The organism is Acetobacter sicerae, from assembly GCF_011516765.1.
Classification (GTDB): Bacteria; Pseudomonadota; Alphaproteobacteria; order Acetobacterales; family Acetobacteraceae; genus Acetobacter; species Acetobacter sicerae.
In genome coordinates this window covers 24,252-48,297 of the sequence record NZ_JAAABN010000017.1, presented here as the reverse complement: position 1 = coordinate 48,297, position 24,046 = coordinate 24,252, and the positions used below count along the sequence as shown (strand labels likewise).

General features: G+C 58.8%; 24 protein-coding genes, 1 tRNA gene and 1 pseudogene. 13 read left to right on the top strand and 13 right to left on the bottom strand.

Features of this window, described 5'->3' with window-relative positions; genetic code table 11:
- Window positions 1–64: 64 nt before the first annotated feature.
- Window positions 65–141 (top strand) — tRNA-Met (locus GVI59_RS15000).
- 130 nt (window positions 142–271) lie between these two features.
- On the opposite strand, the pseudogene GVI59_RS18800 reads toward GVI59_RS15000, so the two are convergent.
- From GVI59_RS18800 to GVI59_RS14975, 6 genes and pseudogenes are all read right to left on the bottom strand, one after another.
- Window positions 272–419 (bottom strand): annotated as a pseudogene (locus GVI59_RS18800) (IS3 family transposase); the annotation flags it as partial.
- Between the two features lie 110 nt (window positions 420–529).
- The gene (gene arsH, locus GVI59_RS14995; RefSeq protein ID WP_173574958.1) at window positions 530–1,228 is read right to left on the bottom strand and encodes an arsenical resistance protein ArsH; all 699 of its coding nucleotides are present in this window, start codon (window positions 1,226–1,228) and stop codon (window positions 530–532) included.
- Window positions 1,229–1,251: 23 nt separating this feature from the next.
- Entirely contained in the window at window positions 1,252–2,547 is a 1,296-nt protein-coding gene (locus tag GVI59_RS14990) for an arsenic transporter (RefSeq protein WP_277876407.1), read from the bottom strand.
- Window positions 2,547–2,969 (bottom strand): arsenate reductase (glutaredoxin), encoded by a 423-nt coding sequence (gene arsC / locus GVI59_RS14985; RefSeq protein WP_086898150.1) that lies wholly within the window; start codon window positions 2,967–2,969, stop codon window positions 2,547–2,549. Before arsC ends, GVI59_RS14990 begins: the two co-directional genes overlap by 1 nt.
- The gene (locus GVI59_RS14980; RefSeq protein WP_173574957.1) at window positions 2,966–3,319 is read right to left on the bottom strand and encodes an ArsR/SmtB family transcription factor; all 354 of its coding nucleotides are present in this window, start codon (window positions 3,317–3,319) and stop codon (window positions 2,966–2,968) included. The genes arsC and GVI59_RS14980 overlap by 4 nt, the downstream gene beginning before the upstream one ends.
- Window positions 3,320–3,392: 73 nt before the next feature.
- Entirely contained in the window at window positions 3,393–4,088 is a 696-nt protein-coding gene (locus GVI59_RS14975) for a VIT1/CCC1 transporter family protein (RefSeq protein WP_077929756.1), read from the bottom strand.
- Window positions 4,089–4,243: 155 nt separating this feature from the next.
- Between GVI59_RS14975 and GVI59_RS14970 the strand changes: the two genes are divergently transcribed.
- From GVI59_RS14970 to chrA, 3 genes are all read left to right on the top strand, one after another.
- On the top strand, window positions 4,244–4,870 hold the full coding sequence (locus tag GVI59_RS14970; RefSeq protein ID WP_173574956.1) for a cytochrome b: 627 nt from the start codon (window positions 4,244–4,246) through the stop codon (window positions 4,868–4,870).
- A gap of 38 nt (window positions 4,871–4,908) precedes the next feature.
- The gene (locus GVI59_RS14965) at window positions 4,909–5,286 is read left to right on the top strand and encodes an RcnB family protein (RefSeq protein WP_237596164.1); all 378 of its coding nucleotides are present in this window, start codon (window positions 4,909–4,911) and stop codon (window positions 5,284–5,286) included.
- 137 nt (window positions 5,287–5,423) lie between these two features.
- Window positions 5,424–6,650, top strand: coding sequence for a chromate efflux transporter (chrA, locus tag GVI59_RS14960; protein ID WP_173574954.1), 1,227 nt, complete (start codon window positions 5,424–5,426; stop codon window positions 6,648–6,650).
- A 282-nt stretch (window positions 6,651–6,932) separates the two neighbouring features.
- Here chrA and GVI59_RS14955 read toward each other — a convergent pair whose 3' ends face one another.
- The 5 genes from GVI59_RS14955 to GVI59_RS14935 are packed head-to-tail and all read right to left on the bottom strand — an operon-like array spanning window position 6,933 to window position 14,637.
- Entirely contained in the window at window positions 6,933–8,276 is a 1,344-nt protein-coding gene (locus tag GVI59_RS14955; protein ID WP_173574953.1) for a sensor histidine kinase, read from the bottom strand.
- The gene (locus tag GVI59_RS14950; protein WP_035379714.1) at window positions 8,273–8,941 is read right to left on the bottom strand and encodes a response regulator transcription factor; all 669 of its coding nucleotides are present in this window, start codon (window positions 8,939–8,941) and stop codon (window positions 8,273–8,275) included. The genes GVI59_RS14955 and GVI59_RS14950 overlap by 4 nt, the downstream gene beginning before the upstream one ends.
- Window positions 8,938–12,036, bottom strand: coding sequence for an efflux RND transporter permease subunit (locus GVI59_RS14945; protein WP_242013138.1), 3,099 nt, complete (start codon window positions 12,034–12,036; stop codon window positions 8,938–8,940). Before GVI59_RS14945 ends, GVI59_RS14950 begins: the two co-directional genes overlap by 4 nt.
- The gene (locus tag GVI59_RS14940) at window positions 12,023–13,219 is read right to left on the bottom strand and encodes an efflux RND transporter periplasmic adaptor subunit (RefSeq protein WP_338422109.1); all 1,197 of its coding nucleotides are present in this window, start codon (window positions 13,217–13,219) and stop codon (window positions 12,023–12,025) included. Before GVI59_RS14940 ends, GVI59_RS14945 begins: the two co-directional genes overlap by 14 nt.
- Entirely contained in the window at window positions 13,216–14,637 is a 1,422-nt protein-coding gene (locus tag GVI59_RS14935; protein ID WP_242013137.1) for a TolC family protein, read from the bottom strand. Before GVI59_RS14935 ends, GVI59_RS14940 begins: the two co-directional genes overlap by 4 nt.
- A 436-nt stretch (window positions 14,638–15,073) precedes the next feature.
- Here GVI59_RS14935 and GVI59_RS14930 point away from each other — a divergent pair, with 436 nt between their 5' ends.
- Window positions 15,074–17,116 carry a ParB/RepB/Spo0J family partition protein gene (locus GVI59_RS14930; RefSeq protein WP_173574952.1) on the top strand — a complete coding sequence of 681 codons (2,043 nt, stop codon included), beginning with the start codon at window positions 15,074–15,076 and terminating at the stop codon, window positions 17,114–17,116.
- Window positions 17,117–17,253: 137 nt separating this feature from the next.
- Entirely contained in the window at window positions 17,254–18,456 is a 1,203-nt protein-coding gene (locus GVI59_RS14925) for a DUF932 domain-containing protein (protein WP_173574951.1), read from the top strand.
- A gap of 77 nt (window positions 18,457–18,533) precedes the next feature.
- On the opposite strand, the gene GVI59_RS14920 is transcribed toward GVI59_RS14925, so the two are convergent.
- Entirely contained in the window at window positions 18,534–18,827 is a 294-nt protein-coding gene (locus tag GVI59_RS14920) for an HU family DNA-binding protein (RefSeq protein WP_173574962.1), read from the bottom strand.
- A 74-nt stretch (window positions 18,828–18,901) separates the two neighbouring features.
- Between GVI59_RS14920 and GVI59_RS14915 the strand changes: the two genes are divergently transcribed.
- Together GVI59_RS14915 and GVI59_RS14910 are read left to right on the top strand one after the other, a co-directional pair.
- Window positions 18,902–19,984, top strand: a complete 1,083-nt coding sequence (locus GVI59_RS14915) for a DUF7146 domain-containing protein (protein WP_173574950.1) — start codon at window positions 18,902–18,904, stop codon at window positions 19,982–19,984.
- 314 nt (window positions 19,985–20,298) lie between these two features.
- The gene (locus GVI59_RS14910) at window positions 20,299–21,234 is read left to right on the top strand and encodes a DUF2493 domain-containing protein (protein ID WP_173574949.1); all 936 of its coding nucleotides are present in this window, start codon (window positions 20,299–20,301) and stop codon (window positions 21,232–21,234) included.
- 186 nt (window positions 21,235–21,420) lie between these two features.
- Here GVI59_RS14910 and GVI59_RS14905 read toward each other — a convergent pair whose 3' ends face one another.
- A complete protein-coding gene (locus GVI59_RS14905) occupies window positions 21,421–21,714 on the bottom strand; it encodes a hypothetical protein (RefSeq protein ID WP_173574948.1) in 294 nt (97 codons plus the stop codon).
- Between the two features lie 159 nt (window positions 21,715–21,873).
- Here GVI59_RS14905 and GVI59_RS19080 point away from each other — a divergent pair, with 159 nt between their 5' ends.
- The 5 genes from GVI59_RS19080 (at window position 21,874) to GVI59_RS14885 (ending at window position 23,969) form a co-directional block, all read left to right on the top strand.
- Window positions 21,874–22,023: a hypothetical protein gene (locus GVI59_RS19080; protein WP_242013136.1), complete on the top strand. Its 150-nt coding sequence runs from the start codon at window positions 21,874–21,876 to the stop codon at window positions 22,021–22,023.
- A gap of 18 nt (window positions 22,024–22,041) precedes the next feature.
- Window positions 22,042–22,365: a DUF736 domain-containing protein gene (locus GVI59_RS14895; protein ID WP_077929768.1), complete on the top strand. Its 324-nt coding sequence runs from the start codon at window positions 22,042–22,044 to the stop codon at window positions 22,363–22,365.
- A gap of 343 nt (window positions 22,366–22,708) precedes the next feature.
- Entirely contained in the window at window positions 22,709–22,846 is a 138-nt protein-coding gene (locus GVI59_RS14890) for a hypothetical protein (protein ID WP_173574947.1), read from the top strand.
- 258 nt (window positions 22,847–23,104) lie between these two features.
- Window positions 23,105–23,377, top strand: coding sequence for a transcriptional regulator domain-containing protein (locus tag GVI59_RS19455; RefSeq protein WP_406586838.1), 273 nt, complete (start codon window positions 23,105–23,107; stop codon window positions 23,375–23,377).
- On the top strand, window positions 23,325–23,969 hold the full coding sequence (locus GVI59_RS14885) for a DUF2285 domain-containing protein (RefSeq protein ID WP_162993472.1): 645 nt from the start codon (window positions 23,325–23,327) through the stop codon (window positions 23,967–23,969). Before GVI59_RS19455 ends, GVI59_RS14885 begins: the two co-directional genes overlap by 53 nt.
- Window positions 23,970–24,046 lie beyond the last annotated feature (77 nt).

Sequence of the window (24,046 nt, the reverse complement as noted above, 5' to 3'; positions counted from 1 at the left end):
CGTGGGAAAGTCGGTCGCCGCCAGGTCTTCCAATCCACATCAATCAACACATCACATAAACCACCGCGGGGTGGAGCAGCCCGGTAGCTCGTCAGGCTCATAACCTGAAGGCCGCAGGTTCAAATCCTGCCCCCGCAACCACGCACTATTCGTCTGAAAAGACAGAAGAAAAGCCACCCAATCAGGTGGCTTTTTTTGTGCCTAAAATTCACCGCAGGAAACACATAGGAAACAGACGGAAAAGTAATCAGGCGCGTTTTTGTCGGTTTTCACGTTCGCGTGATGTATCAATGAACGCATTGTCCGTCGGTTTGCCGGGTCGGGGGAAAGTCCAGCGTGACATTGTTGACATAAGCCCCTAGATCCAGATCGCGCGAAACGAATTCCGAGCCCTGGTCGACCCGGATCGTCTTCGGGTAGCTCCGTCTTGAACGTCGCGATGCACTGATCGTTGATGGTGGCAATGTTGTTCGATTTGGGTGATCGCGCAAGAAATGCTGGAAAAATAGGATGCTCATCTTTCCAGTTTTCAGAGCTTTTCCGGCAGTTTGAAAGCTTCGCATCGCTCGCTATAGCGGTCGGTTAGATAATCGGTCCGATCCCGCAGCAGCCACGTAAATTTCATCAGCTCTTCCATGACATCCACCACGCGGTCGTAGAGTGGTGACGGTATCATGCGGTCATCATCGGCGAATTGCGTATAGGCCATCGGCACGCTGGACTGGTTGGGAATTGCGAACATCCGCATCCAGCGTCCCAGAACCCGTAGGGCATTCACCGAATTGAAGCTCTGCGATCCGCCGGAGACCTGCATGACCGCCAACGTACGCCCCTGCGTCGGACGAATAGCCCCTTCGGACAGGGGCAGCCAGTCGATCTGGTTTTTGAAAACAGACGTGATGGTACCGTGTCGTTCAGGGCTGCACCAGACCTGCCCTTCCGACCAGATCGAAAGCTCGCGCAGTTCCTGAACCTTGGGATGGGTGACGGGTGCTGCGTCCGCCACCGGAAGGCCAGTCGGATTGAACACTCGCGTCTCTGCTCCCAGCAGTTTCAGGATACGTTCTGCTTCCAGCACAAGCAGGCGACTGAAGGAGCGGGAGCGCAGGGAGCCATAAAGCAGGAGGATACGTGGTGGATGCTCAACACGTGGCTGAGGCTCAAGTTGAGCAAAATCGACCTGCTTAAGATAATCTGAATTAAGGGCAGGTAGGTCAGGAGCAGTCATAGCGTCATCGGTTCCTTTAATCGTCATGGCTGTTTCACGACGGGCAGCCAGCAGGCGAGCGCAGCAAGCGTAATCAGTAGGACGGGCGGCGTGAGGACCAGCCCGACCTTCATGTATTGCCCCCATGTGACCCGATAGTTTTTGGAGGCCAGCACATGCAGCCACAGCAATGTTGCCAGACTGCCGATCGGGGTGAATTTGGGGCCGAGATCGCAGCCGATGACGTTGGCGTAAACCATCAGGTCACGGGTCAGTGGCGTAATGTCCTGCGCCTGCCCGATCGCCAGTGCGCCAACCAGCACACTGGGCATGTTGTTCATGACCGAGGACAGGATAGCCGCCACAAAGCCGGTGCCGATCGTGGCGATAAACGGCCCCCGGTGGCCAAGCCAGACCAGGGCTGTCGCCAGATAATCGGTCAGCCCGGCATTACGCAGCCCGTAAACCACCAGATACATGCCCAGCGAGAAAATCACGATCTGCCACGGCGCACCGCGCAGTACGCGGCGGATGGGAATGACCCGCCCATATCCCGCGCGCCCCAGCAGGGTGCCGGCGGCCAGACAGGCCACGATACAGACCGGGATATGCAGCGGGGCGGTCAGGAAATAGGCGGCCAGAACCAGGGCCAGCAGGGGAAAAGCCGCCCGGAACACATGGCGGTCACGAATGGCCGTGGCGGGTGCGGGCAGTTCGGTAACGGGGTAGGTCTGGGGTACCTGCTGCCGATAAGAGAGCCACAGCACGGCAAGTGTTGCACCAAGGGCGACCAGATCGACCGGGACCATGATCGCGGCGTAGTGGTCAAACGGAATGCCGAAGAAATTGGCGCTGACGATGTTCACCAGATTGGAAATCACCAGCGGCAGGCTGGTCGTATCCGCGACGAAGCCCGTGGCGATGATAAAGGCCAGGGCAGCGGCGGGGCTCAGGCGCAGCTGGGTCAGGATGGCGATGACAATGGGCGTGAGCAACAGGGCCGCGCCATCATTGGCGAACACGGCCGCGATGGCCGCACCCAGCACCACGATCAGCGGGAACAGCGTGCGGCCCCGCCCCTTGCCCCAGCGCACCACATGCAGGGCGGCCCAGTGGAAGAACCCGGCCTCATCCAGCAGCAGCGAGATGATGATCAGCGCGATAAAGGTAAAGGTTGCGTCCCAGACGATGTGCCAGACGACGGGGATATCATGCCAGTGGATCACACCTGTCGCCAGGGCAACAGTGGCACCAGCCATCGCACTCCAGCCGATGCCCAGACCGCGCGGCTGCCAGATGACGAATACGAGCGTGGCAATGAAAATAACAAGGGCTAGCATCAGACGATCCGCTTTCCGGCCTCATCCACGATCTTCTCCCCATCCTCTTTGGCGAATGCGCCACGCTGCGAAGAAGGAAGGATATCCAGCACCGTCTCAGACGGGCGGCAGAGCGCGACACCGAGCGGGGTGATGACGATGGGCCGGTTGATCAGGATCGGGTGCGCCATCATGGCGTCGAACAGCGCATCGTCGCTCAGGGCTGGATCATCAAGGCCGAGTTCGTGATAGGGGGTACCCTTTTCGCGCAGGATCGCGCGCACCGGCACCCCCATGCGGCCGATCAGATCGACCAGTTCGGCGCGATTGGGTGGGGTTTTCAGATAGTCGACAATCCGGGGCTCCTCTCCGCTGTTGCAGATGAGTGCGAGTACATTGCGCGACGTGCCACAGGCCGGGTTGTGCCAGATCGTGACGGTCATAAGCAGGTTTCCGGAGATGGGCAGCAGGAGGACAGGTTTGCGACCAAGGGCGCGCAGAGTTCGGGGCTGCCCGCGCAGCAATCCCTGACGAGGAAGAGCATCAGGTCGCGCAGGCGGGAAAGACAGGCGCGATAGACGATCAGCCGGCTGTGGCGCTGCGAGGTCAGCAGACCAGCGCGCGTCAGGGTCGCGAGATGGGCCGATATGGTGTTCTGCGGCAGATCGAGCTGACGGGCGACTTCACCGGCAGGCAGGCCGTCCGGTTCATGGCGCACCAGCAGACGAAAAATTTCTAGTCGCGTAGACTGCGAGAGGGCATTGAGCGCGGCGATGGCAGAATCGGTATCCATATATCAACTATCATGGATATATTGGGCGGGGTCAAGGGCGCTACACAGGTCTCACTTGACACCTGTTTCTGCGTTACACGCCGAACAGGTGTCCGATGCCGCCGGTGACGATCATTGCCATAATACCCCAGAACGTCACGCGCAGCGCCGGGCGCAAAGGGGCTGCGCCACCGGCGACTGCACCAACGATACCTAGAACGGCGAGAACCACGACGGATGTCAGGGAGACACTCCAGGACACCCAGGCCACGGGGGCCAGAACAGCCGCCAGAACTGGCAGCACCGCCCCTGACGAAAAGGCAGAAGCCGAGGCGAAGGCCGCCTGGATGGGTCTGGCCGCTGTGGCTTCCGAAAGGCCCAGTTCATCTCGGGCATGAGCGCCGATGGCATCATGCTGCATGAGGGCGACGGCCACCTTGTGGGAGAGATCTGCATCCAGCCCACGCTGCTGATAGATCCCTGCCAATTCAGTCACTTCTCCGTCCCAGTCCGTGGCCAGTTCCTGTTTTTCACGGGCGATGTCGGCTTGTTCAGAATCCCGCTGGGAGCTGACCGAAACATATTCCCCGGCCGCCATGGAGAGGGCGCCAGCCACAAGCGCGGATAATCCTGCGATGAGGATACTGCCGTGTGTCGCGTGAGAACTGGCAACACCAACAATCAGGCTTCCGGTGGAGAGTGTTCCATCATTGGCGCCAAGGACGGCCGCGCGCAGCCAGCCCAGTTTCTCGACAGCATGACGTTCAGCGAGAGGATGAAGTCGCGACATAAGATTATCCATTGGCAATCTGAATTGTGTTTAGGAATAGGTCTTCAATTTCCGCATGACAACAAATAATTAATTCTAATACTGCGAGTTATTTTCAATGGAATTTATTATTTATCATGACTTCTTGTTCAGGTTCCCGTCAGGTTTGGTGTGATATGAATTACAGTTTCTTCACCGTTATCTGGGAGAAAGGCATGCCCGACGCGATGCCGGATATCACGCATACCCAGCGCTATGACAGGCCGACGATTGCCCTTCACTGGGCAACCGCCTTTCTGGTGCTGTTTCAGTTCGCTCTTGGCGAAAGCTGGGGCTGGCCAGCAAAACCGGTTCATCATCTGATGGTCATTGCGCATCTGACAGCGGGCATCCTGCTGACGGCAATCATGGCGTTCCGCATTGCCTGGCGCCTGACGAAAGGCCGGCATCTATCGGACCTGCTGCGGCCGCTCGACCGTTTCTTTGCGCTGGGCGTGGAATATACGCTCTACGTGCTGCTTCTGGCTGAAATCGTGCTCGGCTACCTCTGGCGATGGGGGGCAGGGCAGGCCATGAGTTTTTTCGGCTTTCTTATGCCCTCACCATTTGTCCGCTTCCCCGCGCCATTTCTCCATTGGATTCAAAACATCCATCACTGGAATGCGTGGTTGATTGTCACGATTGCCACAGGCCATGGCATGGCGGCGATTTTCCATCAGGTCATTCTGAAAGACGGGGTTTTAGGACGCATGCTTCTGCGTGGAGATCAAGCCGCCAATCCTCTGTCCACACAAAAGCCGTAAGGCCGCGCTTTCTTCCTGAGCTTCATATGGAGGTGCCTATGACAAAACGATTCACGACAACTCTCCTGTCAGTTAGTCTGCTTATGACCTGTTCCGCTGCCTACGCAGACCCTCCCTGGGCACGCGGCGAGCATGACCACCATGGTGGGGGCGGTGGACATGGCTATGGCCACATGAAACACTGGCGGAGAGGCGACTATTATTCCGGTCCGCGTGAGCCGCGTTGGATGGTCAGTGACTGGCGCGGGCGGCGGGGGCTCTGGGCACCTCCCGCGGGTTACTACTGGATGCAGTCAGGCGGACAGTATCTTCTGATGGCCGCAGCAACCGGTCTTATCGCAGGGGTTGTCGCAGCGACCGTTGGTTCCGCAGCGCCTGCCTACCCGACAGCGCCGGGTTATGTTCCGCCTTATTGAGGGAGGGATGATTATGATTCCTCGCTTGATTTATACAGCCTTTTTTGATTGATGAAGTCGATCATGCCAGCATGATGCTCTTAAAGTGCGCATGATACCTGTCTCGCACTTGTCCGGAAGACAAAGGGCCCAACCCGATGACCATCGTGCCCTTTGGCGCAGCGCCAGAACGTCAACGGACGGCCGCAGCATGGGAAGTTCTGTTCATCTTCCTCAGACTGGGCGTTACCTGCTTCGGTGGCCCAATCGCGCATATCGGATATTTCCGCAATGAGTTTGTCGTCCGACGGCGGTGGCTTGATGAACGCGCCTATGCGGATCTCGTGGGGCTCTGTCAGTTTCTGCCCGGTCCGGCGAGCAGCCAGGTGGGATTTTCCATCGGTCTAATGCGGGCGGGCTATCTCGGTGGCCTCGCGGCGTGGACCGGCTTTACTCTGCCCTCGGCGCTCGTCCTTGTTCTCTTCGCCTATAGCGCGGGCGCACTCGGGGGACCGATTGGCCTCGGTCTTTTGCATGGATTGAAACTCGTCGCCGTGGCCATCGTTGCACAGGCCGTGTGGGGCATGGCTCGAACTCTTTGTCCGGATCGGGTGCGTGCTTCTATCGCGGTGTTAGCCGCACTCATTATTCTGTTTGTTACCTCGCCGTTTGCCCAAATCGGCGCTATTGCCCTCGGGGGCGTTGTCGGCCTGTGGCTCTGTCGCACCATTTCGCCATCGGATAGCGGACATGTCGCCATGCCTGTGTCGCGCCGTGTCGGAATGGCCGCGTTTCTGGCCTTCGGAGCGTTGCTCTTCGCTCCTCCTGTTCTCGGCCAGCATGGTGCGCCGGGGGGACTTTCATTGTTCAATGCCTTCTACCAATCTGGCGCGCTCGTGTTTGGCGGCGGTCATGTGGTGCTGCCATTGCTCCATGAAGCCTTTGTGACACCAGGTCTGGTCAGTGACGACGCCTTTCTTGCCGGTTATGGCGCTGCACAGGCGGTTCCGGGACCACTCTTCACGTTTGCCGCCTATCTCGGTGTGATCGTCAAGTTGCCACCCCACGGTGTAGCGGGTGCCTTCCTGGCTCTGCTCGGCATCTTTCTGCCAGGGATCCTGATCCTCATCGGGGTATTACCCTTCTGGGATTCCTTGCGTAGTCGTCCAGCAGCACAGGCGATCATGCGAGGTGTCAATGCCGCTGTGGTGGGCCTGCTGGGCGCTGCGTTGTACACGCCGGTCTGGACGAGCGCCGTCAAATCGTCGGGCGATTTCGGGCTTGTGCTTGTCGGCTTTGTTTTACTGACAGTCTGGCGGGCGCCCCCGCTGGTCGTGGTCGCTATCAGTGCAGTGGGAGGAATTGTTTTGGGACAAGCTGCGTAGTGAAAAGTCAGGCATGGACTCTACGGTCAAAGTGAAATGCGCGGTGTGGATACTTCGTCTTCAGTATTCTGGTGCAATACTTGGCAAGCGCTGGGGCGTCTGGGAATATTTGTTCGGATGATTGCCGAGACAGCGAAAAAATCCGCTGAACCACAAACGGTCATAATTGATGCGACCTAATCTTATGGCGCACTGCACGACCTCGAGTCTGCATATACTATGGAGAAAAAAGATTTTCTTTCCGGGATTTTGATGGATAGAGCCTCAGAGTTTCTGGTCTGTTCAGATGCACTCCTCGATCTCGCTGATCTGCAATCGAACTGTCACCAGGACGCCTCTGTCCGTTCCAGGTATAGGCGAACTCACCACCATGTCGGCATGCAGCTGCTGAGCTATCTGTCGCGCAATCGCCATGCCGAGGCCGCTGCCTTCGGCATCGGTCTTTCCTCTGACGAAAGGCTTTTCCATATCCCGCAAAATTTCAGATGGCAGCTGTTCGCAATCATTGCAGATCAGGACTTTATGATCTTGCGTGATGATCACACTGACGGCTTGCGCAGATGAACCATGAAGAACGGCGTTTTCGAGAAGATTGCGAAACAGGATACCTGTTGCATCCATATCGCCCCGGATCATGAGATGAGATGCTCCAGAAAATTCAATCGGCTGGTTTTTTTCCCGCTCAAGTTCTTCTGCCAGAAATCGAATGACAGGCACCAGATCGAACATGTTCCCGGTCAGAGCGATCCCTGATGTCGCTCTTGAAAGCTGAAGCAGCTTTTCCATCATCCGGCCAATTCTGCGGGCCTGCTGCATGATGATCGTTGCACGCTCTTCATAGTCCGACCCTACAAGAAAATTCCTGAGAACCTGAACCTGTGCAAGAAGCGCTCCTACTGGATTGCGTAGTTCATGGGCTGCGTTGGCCGCAAAAGCGCGCTCTGTCGAAAGCGCCATTTTCAGACGTTCAAGCAGAAGATTGACGGCCGAGTGAATGGACACCAGTTCTTCGGGGAGATCCAATGGGGGAACGGGGGCCAGATTCGATCCTCCCCGGCTCCTGATTTCCTGCTGAAGGCTGGTCAGAGGACGCATGGCGCGACGGACACGCCAGCGGACCAGAACCCAGATCGCCGGGAAAAATATTACCATTGGCAGAACTGAAATCAGAATAGCCCGCCTGACAGCTTCATTTCTGTGAAAAGTCGGCTCACCCACCAGAATGTAATGGCGACCAGACGCTGATGGTACGACATACACTCTGAATAATGAGATGTTGTAAAATCCTGACTTCAGACGTGGTACGAATAGTGTCTCCGGCGCATTCTGTGACCTGACCTCAAGGCGACCGTCCGATGTGGTGATCTGGTAGGCCAGCGTTCGCCGGTTCACCCCGGGGAGTTGCGCAATCTGACCACCTGGGGTGACGGAAGCCCTGTCGGTTTTGTCCAGTTCACTGATGACAAACTCCAGACGCTCGGCCACTTCCTGTAACGAGTTGTCAAGACGCTCCGTAACTTCATAGCGGGTAAAGGCCGCAACAAGAATACTGAGAAGCACCAGTGCGCCAAGCACGATGATCAGTGTTCCGGACACGATACGGGACGCCAGACTCCAGCGCTTCATCGGGACGTGTTCTCCGCGAGACAATAGCCTCTACCCCTGACTGTCATGATCAGACCAGGTCCGGTTTTCTTCCTTATCCTGCTGACGAAAACTTCAATGGCGTTGCTTTCCACATCGTCACTAAGACCATAAAGGGCGTCTTCAATCTGCTCACGACTGCAGACTGCTCCAGGCCGGCGCGCAAGAAGTTCGACAATAGCCCATTCACGCGCAGACAGATCAACTGTCTGGCCATCGCGTTCAAGCTGACGGCGCGCGAGGTCTATTCTGATAGTGCCCACCATGACCACATTGTCTGGAAGGGCCGCGTAACGCCTGGCAACAGCGTCGATACGGGCAACGAGTTCGTCGAGATCATAAGGTTTGACAATATAATCATCTGCGCCTTCTGACAGCCCCGCGATCCTGTCACTGACCTGATCCTGAGCTGTGGTGATCAGGATGGCCAGAGATGAACAGTCCCGCCGGATTTCCCGTAGCAGATCCCGACCATTACCGTCTGGAAGACCAAGATCCAGTAGTAGGAAATCATAAGAAGAGGCAATCAGGGCTGCCCGGGCATCGGTCAGGGTTTTGAACCAGTCGACGACATGTCCGGCCTGGCGGACGCGGTCTCTTACGGCCGAGCCCAGAGCGGGTTCGTCTTCGATAATCAGGATTTTCATGCGATGCGATTTTTCATGATACGTGCGTAGAGAGAGGGCAGCACAAGCAATGTCAGGAGTGTCGAGGAGATCAGACCACCAATGACGACGGTCGCCAGAGGGCGTTCAACTTCGGCACCGGCACTGGTCGAGACTGCCATGGGAATGAAACCAAGACTGGCGACCAGCGCTGTCGCCATGACCGGCCGGAAACGTTCTTCCGCGGCTTCATACGCGGCACGAGCAGCATCCCGGCCTGCCACGCGCAGGGAATTAATGGCGGTGACGAGTACCACGCCATTCAGAACCGCCACACCGAACAGCGCAATAAAACCGATCCCCGCGGAGACGCTGAATGGCAGGCCACGCAGAGCGAGGGCCAGGATGCCACCTGTCGCGGCAACTGGCAGATTGACGAAAACAAGCCCGGCCAGCCAGACGGAATTCAGCGCAACGACAAGCAGGGCAAAAATCAATACCAATGCAATCGGCACGACAACTCCCAGACGTGCCATGGCTGACTTCAGGTTCTGGAACTGACCCGCCCACACGATGCGATAACCGGGAGGCATGGTGATTTTTCTGCTGACTGTCTTCTGTGCTTCGGCAACAAAGGAACTGAGATCTCGCCCACGAACATTGGCCTGCACGATCAGACGACGGCGGATATTATCCCGGCTGATGCGGGGAGGACCGTCCTTTACAGAGACCTCCGCAATTTCTGAAAGCAGGACCGCTCCACGGCCATCGGCGCGGCGTACCCTCAGGCGGGCAATCTGGTCACGTGTGCCTGCTTGGGCTGGATCGAAACGGACCTGCGTGCTGATCAGGGCGTTACCAACTGTGACCGGCCGTCCAATATGACCACCGACTGCTTCGACCACGTTCAGAAGTTCCTGCTGGGAAATACCCAGCCGTGCCGCCTTTCGACGATCAATGTCGATATGGATGAAAGAAACGGTGCCGTCTCCCTGTGGAGCCACGTCAGCCGCACCGGGAATGGTTTTCATGACACTCGCTACCCTGTCCCCCAGCCGCGCCAGCGTAGCGAGATCATCCCCATAGATCGAAACGGCAATCTGGGTCCTGACACCGGACAGGAGGTCATCCATCCGCATCTGCACTGGCTGGCTCCATGACTGCCCCATTCCGGGCAGTTCAGTGCTCAGCACCTGACTCATCGCCGTAACGAGCCCCTCCTGCGTATGCGCCGTGGTCCACTGTGATGGTGGCTTCAGAAAAATGAAACTGTCTGTCTCGTTAACGCCCATCGGATCAGTAGGAATGGCTGATGTTCCTGTATTGCTGACAACGCTGGTGACCTCGGGAAAGCGACGCAGGATACGCTCCTGAAGGCTGACTTCCTTCAGAGCCTCGGGCAGTGAAATACCGGGCAGTCGCGTCGTTGTCACAGTCAGGGCACCCTCGTCCAGAGATGGAATGAACTCCCCACCCAGATGCAGACCGATATAGACAGAAAAAGCAAAAATCGTGAAAGTTGTGCCAAACAGGGTCCGTGGTCGGTTTTCACACCAGTTCAGCATGGGACCATAACCACGACGAAGAAAAGCAACCAGACGGGTATCGTCATGATGGCTTGCAGACCTCATCGCCAAAGCCGCAATCACCGGTATCCCGACAATACAATAGAGCAGAGAGGCCAACAGCGCCATGATGACCGTCTGCGCCATGGGGCGGAACATTTTGCCCTCGATATCCTGCAATGTCAGGATCGGCAGGTAGACCATCACAATGACAAGAATGCCGAAACTTACGGGACGGAGTACTTCGGTTGCCGCTGAGACTGCGAGGGAAGCCAGCGGTGTATTCTGCCCACTGGCCCGGTCACAAGCGCGATGGGTCATGAGATTTTCGACCACGACGAGAGAACTATCGACGATCATGCCGAAATCGATGGCGCCAAGACTGAGTAGATTGGCGGAAATTCCGAACCATCGCATGCCAGCCATTGCACAGACGAGCGCAAACGGGATGACTGACGCGATGACCAGTGACGCCCGCCAGTCACCGATCACCACGATCAGAACACTGATGACCAGGAGTGCTCCAACGACAAGATTTTCTTTCACGGTCCTGATGGTGCTGTCTGTCAGCGTTGAACGCACGTAATAAGGGTCAAGCGTCACACCTTTAGGAAGAGATTGACGAATGCCGGGAAGTGCTGCTTCGATGGCGGCTAAGGTGGTGTCGGAACTCGCTCCCATGCGCATCATGATGACGCCAATGACAACCTCGCCCTGACCATCACGGGTGACGGCACCCAGTCGTGTTCTCGGTCCCATGGAAATGTGCCCGACATCCCGCAGGAAAATGGCGGAACCGTTAGTGTTGGCCCGGACGGGAATGGACCCAAAGTCATCAAGTGAACCGATCAGGCCGCGTCCGACAACGATCTGCTGTTCTTCACCATGCTCAATCCATCCACCTCCTGATGCGGAGTTATTGCCATCCACCGCCCGGAAGACGTCATCAACTGACACACCCAGTGCCATAAGGCGGGCCTGATCGAGAGCGACCTGAAATGTCTGTTCGGCACCACCGTTCACGTTCACGTCCACGACGCCCGGAACCAGTTTCAACTGCGGTGCGACAGTCCATGTCATCAGACGGTTCAGATCCATCAGCGAATAACCGTCGCCTTTGATCTGCAACTGCATGATTTCACCAAGCCCTGTTGCCAGAGGCCCGATATTCACACTGACTCCCGGCACAGATATCATGCCTCTGGCCTGCTGAATCCGTTCTTCCACACGAGCACGGTCAAGATTGATGTCCGTCTCATCCGCGAACTGGATGTAAACGACCGAGACTCCTGAACGGGAGACCGACCGTAGATCTGTCATCTCCGGGATGCCGGCCATACTGGCCTCGATCGGAAAGGTGATCAGCCGTTCGACTTCTTCCGTAGCGAGGCCGGGAGCAACAACGGAAACGAGCACCTGCCGGGGCGAAATGTCGGGCACGGCTTCCACGGGAAGGCCACGCACGATCATACACCCGGCGATGAATGTCAGGAAGATTACCCCAAGGACTAGCCAGCGTCGGGTCTGCAGGGCGGAGAGAACGCTACGCATGACGCTTTCAGTCTCCATCATTCATATCTGACACCAGCATCACCGCCTTCAGGGCGAATGCGCCTTGCGTTACGATCCGCTCACCTGCGGAGAGGCCAGAGGTAATGACTTTCTGTCCATTGCCCGTAGCACCAACATGCACGTCCTGTGCTCGAAACCGGTTTGGACTCACCGGCACAAATACAGTGCTTACGCCGTTGATTTCTGTGACAGCGTTCTCCGGCACAATGATGCCTGCCGTCTTTTCGCGTGTTGGCAGATGGGTATTGAGAAACATGCCTGGATGAAGACTGCCATCTGGATTGGGGGCCGTGCTTATGACGCGGACGAGGCCTGTGACCGGATCCGCCATACTCCCTACCGAAGTTATTTTCGATTTCAGTAATGTCGTCCCTGTGTCCGATGTAAGTTCGGTGGTCTGCTCGCCGCCCTGGACCACCTGAGCGGCATCCTGAGGCAGGATGTCAGAAACAATCCATACCGATGACATGTCTGTCAGGCCTATCAGTTCCGTCGCAGGGGAAATGTCGTCAGCAACGCCAACGAACACACTCTGTACTTCTGCTGTGGTCGGGGCAATGATTGACGATGTCTCGTCCAGCGGACTGGTCTGGGCTTTATCTGATTCCGTAACGGAGTTGTATTCTTCTTCAAGTTGATGCTTCAGCGTATCGACATCAGCCTGTCGGGCTATAACATCGTCTTTTGCTGCCTGGAATATGGCCAGGCGACGCCTGGTCTCTCCTGCTGCAACTGTTGTGCCTTCCAGTTCATACCCCCGGTGGTAGGCTGACGCTGCATTCTGAGAGGCCGCATACGCTGTCGTCAGTGCCGCCTGTGCTCTTGTCATTTCAAGGCGGACCAGATGTAATGAATGATCCTGATAGGTAAGAAGCGTCTCTCCTTTATGCACATGCTGACCAGGTACCACAGCAACATTCAGAACTTTACCGGACCCTGCTGGGTGAATACGGACGACATGCCCCGCCTCGGCTGTGACGGTTCCCATTGCATCCAGATTTTTTGCGAGTGTACCACTCCTTGCGATCGAGATTACCAGAGCAGAATTCTTCTGCGCCGCCTCTCCCATTACGACAATCGGCGCACTGCCGGCGGCTCGTGCAGGCGGCTCAGTAATGCGAAAAATAATCATGACACAGAGTAAATATTTCCAGTCTTTCATGGAGACAGATGAAATAGTCACTGGAATTCTCCTGCGGCGATCAATGTTCGTATGATGGCAGCGTGCCAGGCAACTTCCGCCTGATTGCGGAGCTGCAAAGCCCTGCTGGCAGCGGATCTGGCTCGTAACAGTTCGACCAATGATGTCTCACCGACCTGCCATGATCGATTCATCTCATTTGCGCGCCTGTTCATATTCTCAGCGGACAGAACAGAATTTCTGAACATATCTTTCGTGGCCGTCAGGTGAGAAAAAACCTGAGCAAGTTCCTGCCTGACATTGCGGCGAGCCTGCTGCTCCTGACTGATAGCCGCTGCCAGCTTGTTGCGGGCGTCCGCTTCCATGGGAACGTTGCGGACATCGCTGGGAAGCGGGATGGAAACTGTTACCCCCACGCGGTCGTCCCACGGGCTGCCATACTGTTTTTCGTGAACTGCAGCTACGCCAACTTCAGGGTTCGGCATGAAAGAGGTTTTGGCGAGATGCACGCCAGCTTCTGCTGTATGCACGGCCTGACGGGCGGCTCTGACGCGAGGATCATTATTTTCGAGGGCTTCGGCAGAGAAGAGTCCGTGATGCGCTAACGCCACATTGTCAAATGAGAGGATATCGGGGACGGCCGGGCGACCCAGCAAGATACGAAGCGCTGAGGTCGCTGTCTCGACCTGCTCTTCAGACTGGGAATATTCATTGGCTGCATTTGCGATTTCAGAAGCGATGATCTGCTGATCGGCAAGAGTCATCTCCCCGATGTGCTTCCCATGGATTACTGAGGCCCGGATTTTTTCCAGTGTGTCTTTCTGGATGCGTGCGATTGCCAGTCGGCGCTGAGCCATAACGACGTTGGCTGATGTATCCAGAACTCTCATGGCCACCGCCATTCGCGCCACATGCAGCCGTTCCTGGATGGTAAGCGCTTCTGCTCTGGCAACTCCCACAGTTGCGCTACCTTGTCCAGGAAGCCAAAAAGGAACAGACACACCACCCTGGTAGGTTGTGTATCCTTCGTTGCTGCCTATGGCATGATCATCGAAATACTGACCCGAGACAGTTGGGCCGCCGGCAAACCAGGAACCGGCTGCTTCTGCTCTTGCTGCTGCTGAGCGATAGTTTGTATTCAGTTCAGTCCGACTGGGATCGGCAGCCCACGCTGCTTCAACAGCTTGGGCGAACGTAATATTTTCTGCTTTCGCTTCTGAAAGTAGAATAGGGGAAAGTAAAATAAATAAGATATAATATATATATGTATGTTTTATATTTTTTCTCATTTTTTTTGATCTGGAGCGCGAACCCAGATAATAAACATCACGATCACACATAAAATTATGCTGCCTGTATGTATTAACACGTGAAAAAAACTGCGACATGTCCGATATCATACCAGATGAAGCTGACAGTTCGCTGAACGGCATCACTGAAATGAATACAGCAGAGAACATAAGTGGTGAGGGGGGGGATATTTAAGTCGAAACGGATGCATTCAACCCTATGCACGGAAAATAGACGGATATCGGTATTTTATGCCAAAGAGTATATTCGCTGATGGAAAATTTTTTCGGATTTTTGTTTGAAATAGAAGATTGACTTCGAAGAATTCGATGTTTTTATCTTCCTTTTGAGAGGCTAAGGCAAATTGGCTCTGGGGTCGTAGACTACTTATTGGACTGTTTTAACTACAGGTCGTTTACCTGTGCTTTACGCTTTCTGTCGCCTTTGCGCACATAGCACGGATGGTTGTTGACCTTATCCTACCGGAAAAGTGGGTGGGGGGTTGTTTCGGTGTGAACACCAGAGTCAGAGGGCTGCGCGAATTTTCGTGACGGGTTGAGAGGGTAGGGGAGAGTCTCCTGTCCGCCCGTCATGGAGCTTTTCGCCATGGCGACCGCTATTCCCAAAATCAGCCTGAGTTCGTCCCGCGACATCCCGTTCAACCGGCTGGTGCTGTCCCAGTCCAACGTGCGACGCGTGAAGTCCGGCCTGTCGATTGAGGAACTCGCCCGCGACATCGAGCGCCGCGGGCTGCTGCAGAGCCTGAATGTCCGTCCCATGCTTGATGGCGAAGGGGCCGAGACCGGCACTTACGAAGTCCCAGCCGGCGGACGGCGCTTTCGCGCGCTCGAACTGCTGGTGAAGCAGAAGAAACTGGCGAAGACCGCCCCGGTGCCCTGCGTGGTGCGCGAGGCCGGGTCGGCCATTCTCGCCGAGGAGGACTCTCTGGCCGAGAACGTCCAGCGGCTGGCCCTGCATCCGCTGGACCAGTTCCGGGCCTTTCGTGACATGCTGGAGAAGGGCATGTCCGAGGAGGAAATCGCAGCAGCGTTCTTCGTCGCACCGGCCGTGGTTAAACAGCGTCTGCGGCTGATGACCGTGTCCGACAGGTTGCTTGAAATCTATGAGCAGGACGGGATGCGGCTGGAACAGTTGATGGCCTTTTCCATCAGCGATGATCATGTCCGCCAGGAACAGGTCTGGGAGATCGTGTCCCAGAGCCATAACCGCGAGCCCTACGTCATCCGCCGCATGCTGACGGAAAAGACCGTCCGGGCATCGGACGCGCGCGCCCGCTTCGTCGGGCTGGACGCCTATGTCACGGCCGGTGGCCACATCATGCGCGACCTGTTCGAGGCAGACGACGGGGGCTGGCTGCAGGATCCGGCCATTCTGGACCGGCTGGTCATGGAAAAACTGCACGCTGCCGCCGAAGATATTCGTGCCGAGGGCTGGAAATGGGTGGAGACGGCCCTGTCATTACCGTGGGGGCACACACGGCAGTTCGCGGAAATTGATGGCACGGAAGTGTCGCTCTCCGACGAGGAAGCCGCCCGTCTCGAAGTCCTGCGTGCGGAGCAGGAAACCATCGAGGCCGAATATGCCCAGGCCGATGAATATCCAGACGAGGTGGATGCAAGGCTGGGCGGGATCGAACAGGCCATCCTTGTCCTGGAGGAACGACCTCTGGCGTTCGATCCTGCCGACATGGCGCGGGCAGGCGCTTTCGTCAGCCTCGCCAGCGATGGCACATTGCAGGTGGAGCGGGGCTTCGTGCTGCCCGAGGACATGCCGACCGAGCCCGAAGAGACCGATCATGCTGCGTATAATGGGCGGGATGAACGTCTTGCTGATGATGGCGGTGACGGGGGCAGAGGGGGAGATAGCACTTCTCCCGACGTTGAGCCCGAGGAAGAAGACGGGATCAAACCACTGCCTGACCGGCTTCTCACCGAACTGACGGCCTGGCGCACGCTGGCCCTGCGGGATGCCTTTGCCAGCAATCCGCACATCGCCCTGACCGAATTCCTGCACACACTGGTACGCGATGTTTACTGGCAGACACCGGGGGCTGACTGCCTTGAAGCCTATGTCCGGGAAATCCCGCTGCCCGTTCATTCACCTGACATGCCGGGCAGTGTGCCAGCCCATGCGCTGCGTCAGCGTAACGAGGGCTGGAAGCACGATCTGCCTGAGGACGAGGATGCGCTGTGGCGCTGGATTGCCGGGCTTGATGATACCAGCCGCATCGCCCTGCTGGCCCATTGCCTGTCCTTCGGCGTTAACGCGCTTTATGAGCGCATGCCCTCCTATGGCGCGGTGTCCCAGCGCAGCGTGACCGAGCGCCTCAAACGGGCAGACCGCCTGGCATCGGCCCTTAGCCTTGATCTGGTGGAGGCGGGCTGGCAGCCGACCGTCGAGAACTATCTCGGCCGGGTGACTAAGACGCGTATCCTGCAGGCGGTGCGGGAAGCGCGCGGCGATGAGGCGGTCGAGCGCATTGCGCATCTGAAGAAGCCCGACATGGCCCGCGAGGCCGAGCGACTGCTTGATGGTTCGGGCTGGCTGTCTGAGACGTTGCGCACGGCAGGAGGCGCAGAGCAGGTGCCGGTTGAAACGGCAACGATGGACGCTATCGCTGCCGAGTAGCCTTTATGAGGTTTGGAACTTTGAGACAGCGGCTTCCGGTGCCCGGAAGCCGCTTTTTTCATGTCCGGCGCCCCGGAAAGAGGGAGAGGGCGGCTTCGCCTTTTGTGCCGAATAACCGGCATAGAGGAGAGTTTTCCATGACCACGACCACCATCCTGCCCCCTGCGTCCCGTGGCGCCGCGTCCGGTGGCTTCCGGATCGATCCCTCCCGTGGCGGCCGCAATGCCCGCGTGTCTTCGGAGTGGTTCTCGCGCCCCGATGACGAGCGTTACCTGTCCCTGTCCGATTTGCACGCCGCCACACTTGCCCGTGCCGAGCGCGCCACGGCCCGCACGGTGGAAAGCCGTGCCATCCGCGTCGAGGCCAGCCGCGACAAAGCCGAACGTCTCACCCTGACCGTGCCGGGGCAGAATGAGCCGATCGCACCCACACACTGGTCGTTCGGCCAGATGTGCAGCCTTGTCGGCGCACCCTCGTCCTACCTGCGCAATCTTCCAGCGCCACTCGCGGCGATCAACCTGCAGCATGGCCTGCTGTCGCATCGGGCTGAGCTGGTGAAAACGCTGGAAACCGAAGACGGGCGCGTCGAGCTGCGCGCCGTAACCGGTCCCGATTACGGCCGCATCTGGGACCACGAACTGGTGGGCGCGGTGCGCAAGATCGCGGGCGATGGTACGGGCGATACCAACTGGAAGGTGCCGGGTGTCATCGACTGGGCGACCATGACCCACAATCCTTACGTCGATATCACCAAGGAAACCACGACGCTGTATGCGTCAGACAGGGACGTGTTCTTGTTTCTGGTCGATGATATGCATCCGATCGAGGCAGGACGTTTGCCCAATGGCGATCCTGATCTCTATTTCCGGGGCTTCTATGCCTGGAACAGCGAGGTCGGCAGCAAAAGCCTCGGCATCGCGTCATTCTATCTGCGTGGAGTATGCCAGAACCGCATGCTGTGGGGTGTGGAAAATTTCGAACAGATCACGATCCGGCATAGTAAGTTTGCAGCATCCCGTTTCGTGCACCAGGCCACGCCGGCGCTCCGGAGTTTCGCCACGGCCAGTCCGGCCTCGTTCATCTCGGGCATTCAGGCCTCGCGTCGCGCTCTGGTGGCGAAGAACGATGATGATCGTGAAACGTTCCTGCGTCGTCGCGGGTTCTCAAAACCGGAAACCGCGAAAATCATCGAGACGGTGTTGAACGAGGAAGGGCGCAAGCCCGAGAGCGTGTTTGATTTCGTGCAGGGGATTACGGCGCTGGCGCGGACGAAGACCAACCAGGACACACGGCTCGATCTGGAGGGCAGGGCGCGCAAACTGATGGAGAAGGTCGGATGAACGCGCCCATCATCAGAAACCGGCATGATGGGGAAGGGGCGGCGGACGAGGTCCGCCGCCTTTTGCCTGTCGGCAGGTCAGTCGTTCAGGCTGTCCTTGAGCGCCTTGGCAGGCGTGAAGGCCAGCTTGCGCGAGGCCGCGATCTGGATGGTCGCGCCCGTGGCCGGGTTGCGGCCTTCACGAGCGGCGACTTCTTTCATCTTGAACTTGCCGAAGTTCGGCAGGGTGATTTCGTCACCCGCTTTGGCAGCAGCGGTCATGGTCTCGATCAGCGCGTCCAGCACCTTGCGGGTATCGGTCTTGCTCGTGTCGGTGGTGGTGGCGATATGATCGACCAGATCGGCAATCTTCATGGGACTATCCTTCGTTATCTGTCGGGCCGAAACCCGCTGCTCCTGCCGTTACGGGGGAATTATGGCGTCTTCAAGCCTGCAGGGAGGGTGCAATGACAGACGCGCACGCATGGGACGCTGGCGATCTGGCCCGCAGGCTGGCCGAGAACGCCGAAGCGGTGTGTCGCCATTACCTCTCGGCCGGGCGACGGCATGGCAATTACTGGCTGGTCGGCGACGTTCATAACACGCCGGGACGGTCGCTCTATGTCCGTCTGCATGGGGCACCGGACGGCCGGGGCCGTGCGGGAAAATGGACGGATGGCGCGACAGGGCAGCATGGCGATCTGCTCGACATCATCCGCGAAAGCCTCGGGCTGCTGGATTTTCGTGATGTCGCCGACGAGGCCCGGCGCTTTCTCTGCCTGCCGCAACCACAGCCACGACCGACCTCTGATCGCGGTCGTTCCGATGCGTTCGGGCGGCATGACGCTTCCCCGCAGGCATCAGGAACCGCTGATGCGGCACGAAGGCTCTGGGCCATGTCCCGCCCGATTGCCGGGACGCAGGCGGAAACCTGGCTGCGCCATCGTGATCTCACCCGCCTGACGGACCTGTCGTCGCTGCGTTTCCACCCGGACTGCTATTATCGCGCCGATGCTGACAGCCCGACCGAGACCTGGCCTGCCATGATCGCCGCTGTCGCCGATCTCGAAGGCCGTGTGACCGGTGTGCATCGCACCTGGCTGGCGCGCGATGGACGCGGCAAGGCGCCTGTCGAAATGCCTCGCCGGGCCATGGGCGACCTGCGCGGTAATGCCGTGCGCTTTGGCACGGTGTCCGACGTTCTGGCGGCAGGCGAGGGGATCGAGACGGTGCTCTCGCTCCACGACGTCATGCCCGATCTGCCGCTGGCCGCGTGCCTGTCCTCGGCCCATCTCGCCGCCATGACATTTCCGCCTACGTTGCGCCGCCTCTACGTGATGCGCGATGACGACCCGGCCGGAGACCATGCGGCGGCGACCCTGATGGCCCGGACGCAGGAGGCCGGGATCGACTGCCTCGTGCTGTCACCGCGTCTGGCGGATTTCAACGATGATCTGCGCTATCTCGGGCGCGGGGCGATGCGGGCGATCCTGCATCCCCAGCTTGCCCCGCAGGACGTGGCGCAGTTCCTGCATTCGTTCACGCACTGAGGCGGGCCGGGAAGGGGGTGTGCGGGTTATCTTCTTTCCGGTGTGGTGCGGGGCTGTCCTGTTTCCGGATGGGGCGCGCCCGCGGCCTTTTCTGGAGGGGAGCGGGCGTCAGCCAGGCCGGGCCTGCAATGGCGGAGCCGGCTATTTTCCGCCGCGCGTGCTGCGCTTTGCATCGCGAAACAAAATAGCCGGCTCCCTACCATCCTCCACTGCGTTCCGGCCGCGCGTTGCGCGGTTCCGGCCCGGCCTTCGTCTGCCGCTTTCCGCCCCCGGAAAGGCCGCGAGGGGCGCGGCCAAGACCGGAGGACAGACCCATGACCCGCACACAGGACGATTTCGAACCCGCACACGCCACCTCTTCCACCGCCCATGTGCTGGCGGAACTCCAGCTTTATGGCCACCGTCCCTTCGAGGACGAGCCGGACCCGAGGCCCTTGCCTGACGCCAGCCAGATCGAGGGTGCGGTTGCCGATATCTTCGACGCCCTGTCCGCCACGCTGACCGACACAAGGCTGGAACCCGATCTCGAACCGCTGCTCTGGTCCACGGTCAACGTCTTTCACCGCATGGTCGGGCAGGTGGAGCGCGATCTGGATCGCAACGAGGCGGCACAGAAACGCAGCCAGCAGGAACAGGATGGCAGCGAGATTCGCTCCGTGGAACTGGAACGCCTTATCGCCGAGGGCTTGACCCTGCTGGAGCGACGCAACGCTTACGAGATCTTCCGCGACCTCGCCTGCGACCAGTTCGAGCGCCTGACCATGTCGCCCTGGCGACCGCGTTCTGGTTCGCTGGTCAGCCGCAGCACCCTGACGGCATCGATGATCGACAGCCGCGATTTCCTCAACGCCCGCCGCAAGGCCGAAACCGAACTGCTCGTGCCTCCCGGACCAAAGGTCGCGGTCACCGGCGGGCTCGATTACGAGGATCATCACCTGATCTGGAACCGTCTCGACAAGGTGCGAGAGAAGCACCCTGACATGGTGCTGCTGCACGGCGGTTCGCCGAAAGGAGCGGAATTCATCGCTTCCCGCTGGGCCGATCATCGCGAGGTCGCGCAGATCGCTTTCAAGCCGGACTGGAACCGGCACGGCAAGGCCGCCCCGTTCCGGCGCAACGACGCTCTGCTGAAAGTCCAGCCCGTCGGGGTCATGGTATTCCCCGGATCGGGCATTCAGGACAATCTGGCTGACAAGGCCAAACAGATGGGTATCCCGGTCTGGAGGTTCCGCAAGGACAGTGGCGCGTAAGCGCCATTGTCTTTTTCTATGCATCCCGAAAACGATCAGTACCACAACCGATTTTTCGCGTGGTAACGATCGATCAGAACTGTCCGTCGGGCTCCCCGTTGCCTGCGCTGCCAGTCGAAGCAAACGGGATTGACCGCGCCCCGGAAGGCCCCACCCGGAGAGATCGGGGACGGGGAGTGTGACCTCTCACCGCATTCCAACCGCGAGACCGGCGGACGAGGGAGCGGTGGTCCCCTTCCTCATCAGTGAACAGATCGAAACAGCAATGGCGAAGGAGGGAACGTCCAGCGGGCAACCGGCTGGCCAGCCTTCGTTGGAGCGACGGGTCCAGAGGATGCGGCCCGAACCGTTCGCAGCAGGGACGTGGCAGTCGGGGGCGGGTGTCTGGCCGCATCCGCGCCACCAGCATGGAAGACGGTCGCACCGGGCGAGCGCGATATTCTCCTGTGTCGCACGTTCCCCACCTCTCGGACCGGTCATGCCGGCATCGTCTCTCCATGGGGCTGGCGGGTCCGCACACCATGGCCTCGGTCGGATGGCTGATCTAGCCGAAGACCGGCTGCGCCTCGATCGGCTGGCCACAACGGCGTGCCAAAACTTTCTTCCCCTGACGGACCCCCACCCCATGCGGCAGGCCGCATGAGGACCCCGAGGGCGCCGTCATTCCTCGCGAGACAAGAAAGTTCCGGCCCTGCCGTCCTCCGCTGCGCTACGGCCCTGAAGGGTGCTCTGCCGCTCGCCTCCGGCTGGTCGATCGCCATCGAGGCCACGGTGGTCGCGGCCCGATAACAGCATGGAGATACGACAATGGCTAACATCGGTTCCTTCAAGAAGGTGGGCGAAGGCTTCGAAGGCGAAATCGTCACCCTGGCCCTGCAGGCCCGCAACGTCCGCCTGGTGGCGGAAACCAACCGGGCCAACGATAACGCCCCCAACTACCGCGTCTACCTCGGACGGGTTGAACTCGGCGCCGCATGGACCCGCCGCTCCAGCGAAGGCCGCACCTATCTGAGCCTGAAGCTGGACGATCCCTCCTTCGCCGCCCCGATCTTCGCCAATCTGTTCACCGATGAGGAAGGGGAAGGCTACACCCTCATCTGGACCCGGCCCCGCAGCCGGAACGGGGAGTAAGCTCCCCACCACCAACCCCGCCCGGTCTCCCCGGGCGGGGCCTTCCGGGCCTCTTTTCCCACGTGCTTTTCCGGAGCGCGGGCGGCAGCGCTGGTCGCCCGACGTGAGACGCAGGAGGAACATGAGGCTTTCCCTCAGTCTTCCCATTGTACCATGCGCGAGGGCGAACCGGGTCAAGGACGCGTGGTCCCCCCAATTTTGCCCGGCGCACCCGTGCCGGGCGCACCGAACAAAATCGGCTCCCCCACGCGCCGGCAAGCCGGTCGCCTGCGGCGATCCCTGACCCGGTCCGCCCCGGCATGAGCCGTCCGTCCTGTCTTCGAGAAACGAAAGGAGCAGGACGATGACCACGCATCACGACCATATCCAGATGCTGCGCGCCGAACTGACCAGCTTTCACCTGAGCCGTCGCGAGCGCCGACAGATCGAGCGCGAACTCAATGAGGCGCTTGCCCGACGCGATGCAGAGCCCCCCGCCTGACGGGGGGCTTCGCAGCCCTTCTTCTTGTGGTGAGCCCAGCTTTCAGTGCTCACGATATCGTCATGATGCCATCATTCAAGGAAGCACTGCCTCGTTTTCCAACACGCGTACCAAAGGCAACCCGGCTGACAGATCCACCTGAAAATAGTGAGCTTTTATCGAAAAACAGTCGTGCTCGTTGGCAAATCGAAGGAAGGTCTATTAAAAACATTCCGGTTATGCATCATCTCGGGATGCAGCGCTTTCCTCGCGGCATCTATGACGTGCTCTGGCCATCTCGGTAGTTCTGGCGGGGAATGGGAGAGAACTGCCATGGACAAACAGCCCGACTGGCACGATCCACGTTTTCGCTCACATCTGCACCACCTCGATGCGCCCGGGCTTGCGCATGAACTGTTGCGCCGGATTCCTGCTTACGTCACGGGATATCAGTCTCTTGGTCGGCAACTCGGGATGCTTAGGAGTATTCGTTCGCGACATGAACTGGTGGAGCAGTTTGCTCGCCACTGGGGGTTATCCTGTACCGGCTGAACCGGAAATCCCCGCATGGATAGAACCGGCGCTCTGGGCTCCGGAATTTTATCCCGGTGTCACAGTCATCGTGGAAGCACCTACTGGCTTTGATTCCCGTAGGTTGCCAGTCATTCTCTTTGCGTCCATGGCCACAGAACGACAGGGATTACAGAGCAAATCTTTCGCCCTGCATCACGACGGAAACACCTACCGTGTCCAGATCCGTGATGCGAAAGCACGTGATCGCGCTGCAGTCCTCATTCCTCTGGACGGAGGTGAAGAACTGCGGATTGCAGAAGTGCGCAGGTTCATTCGCTATCTTTCCGGAATGCCCGTTCCGCCTTTATCCCGGGCGCTGGGGCTGCCGCTTTACCGTGCGCGTTTTATCGCAGATGCCATCTGTGCCTATGCCGGACGACGAACTGGTGCCTCCCATCGCGATATCGGTGTGGTTCTTGATCCGTCCGTAAGACACATGAACGCACGGCAATGGGACACCTCTTCCCAGCGTGGACGTGTTGGGCGCCTGCTGCGTAAGGCAACACGGCTTGCCGAAGAGCGCGAATATCTCACCCTTCTCAGACCAGCCCGTTTCCGTCTCTCCCGGTAGATTGCTTCACCGTCCGGACGATGCCGCCCGGCACGTACGCCCATAGACGGCCCCAATCTGCGTACGTCCCCGCCACG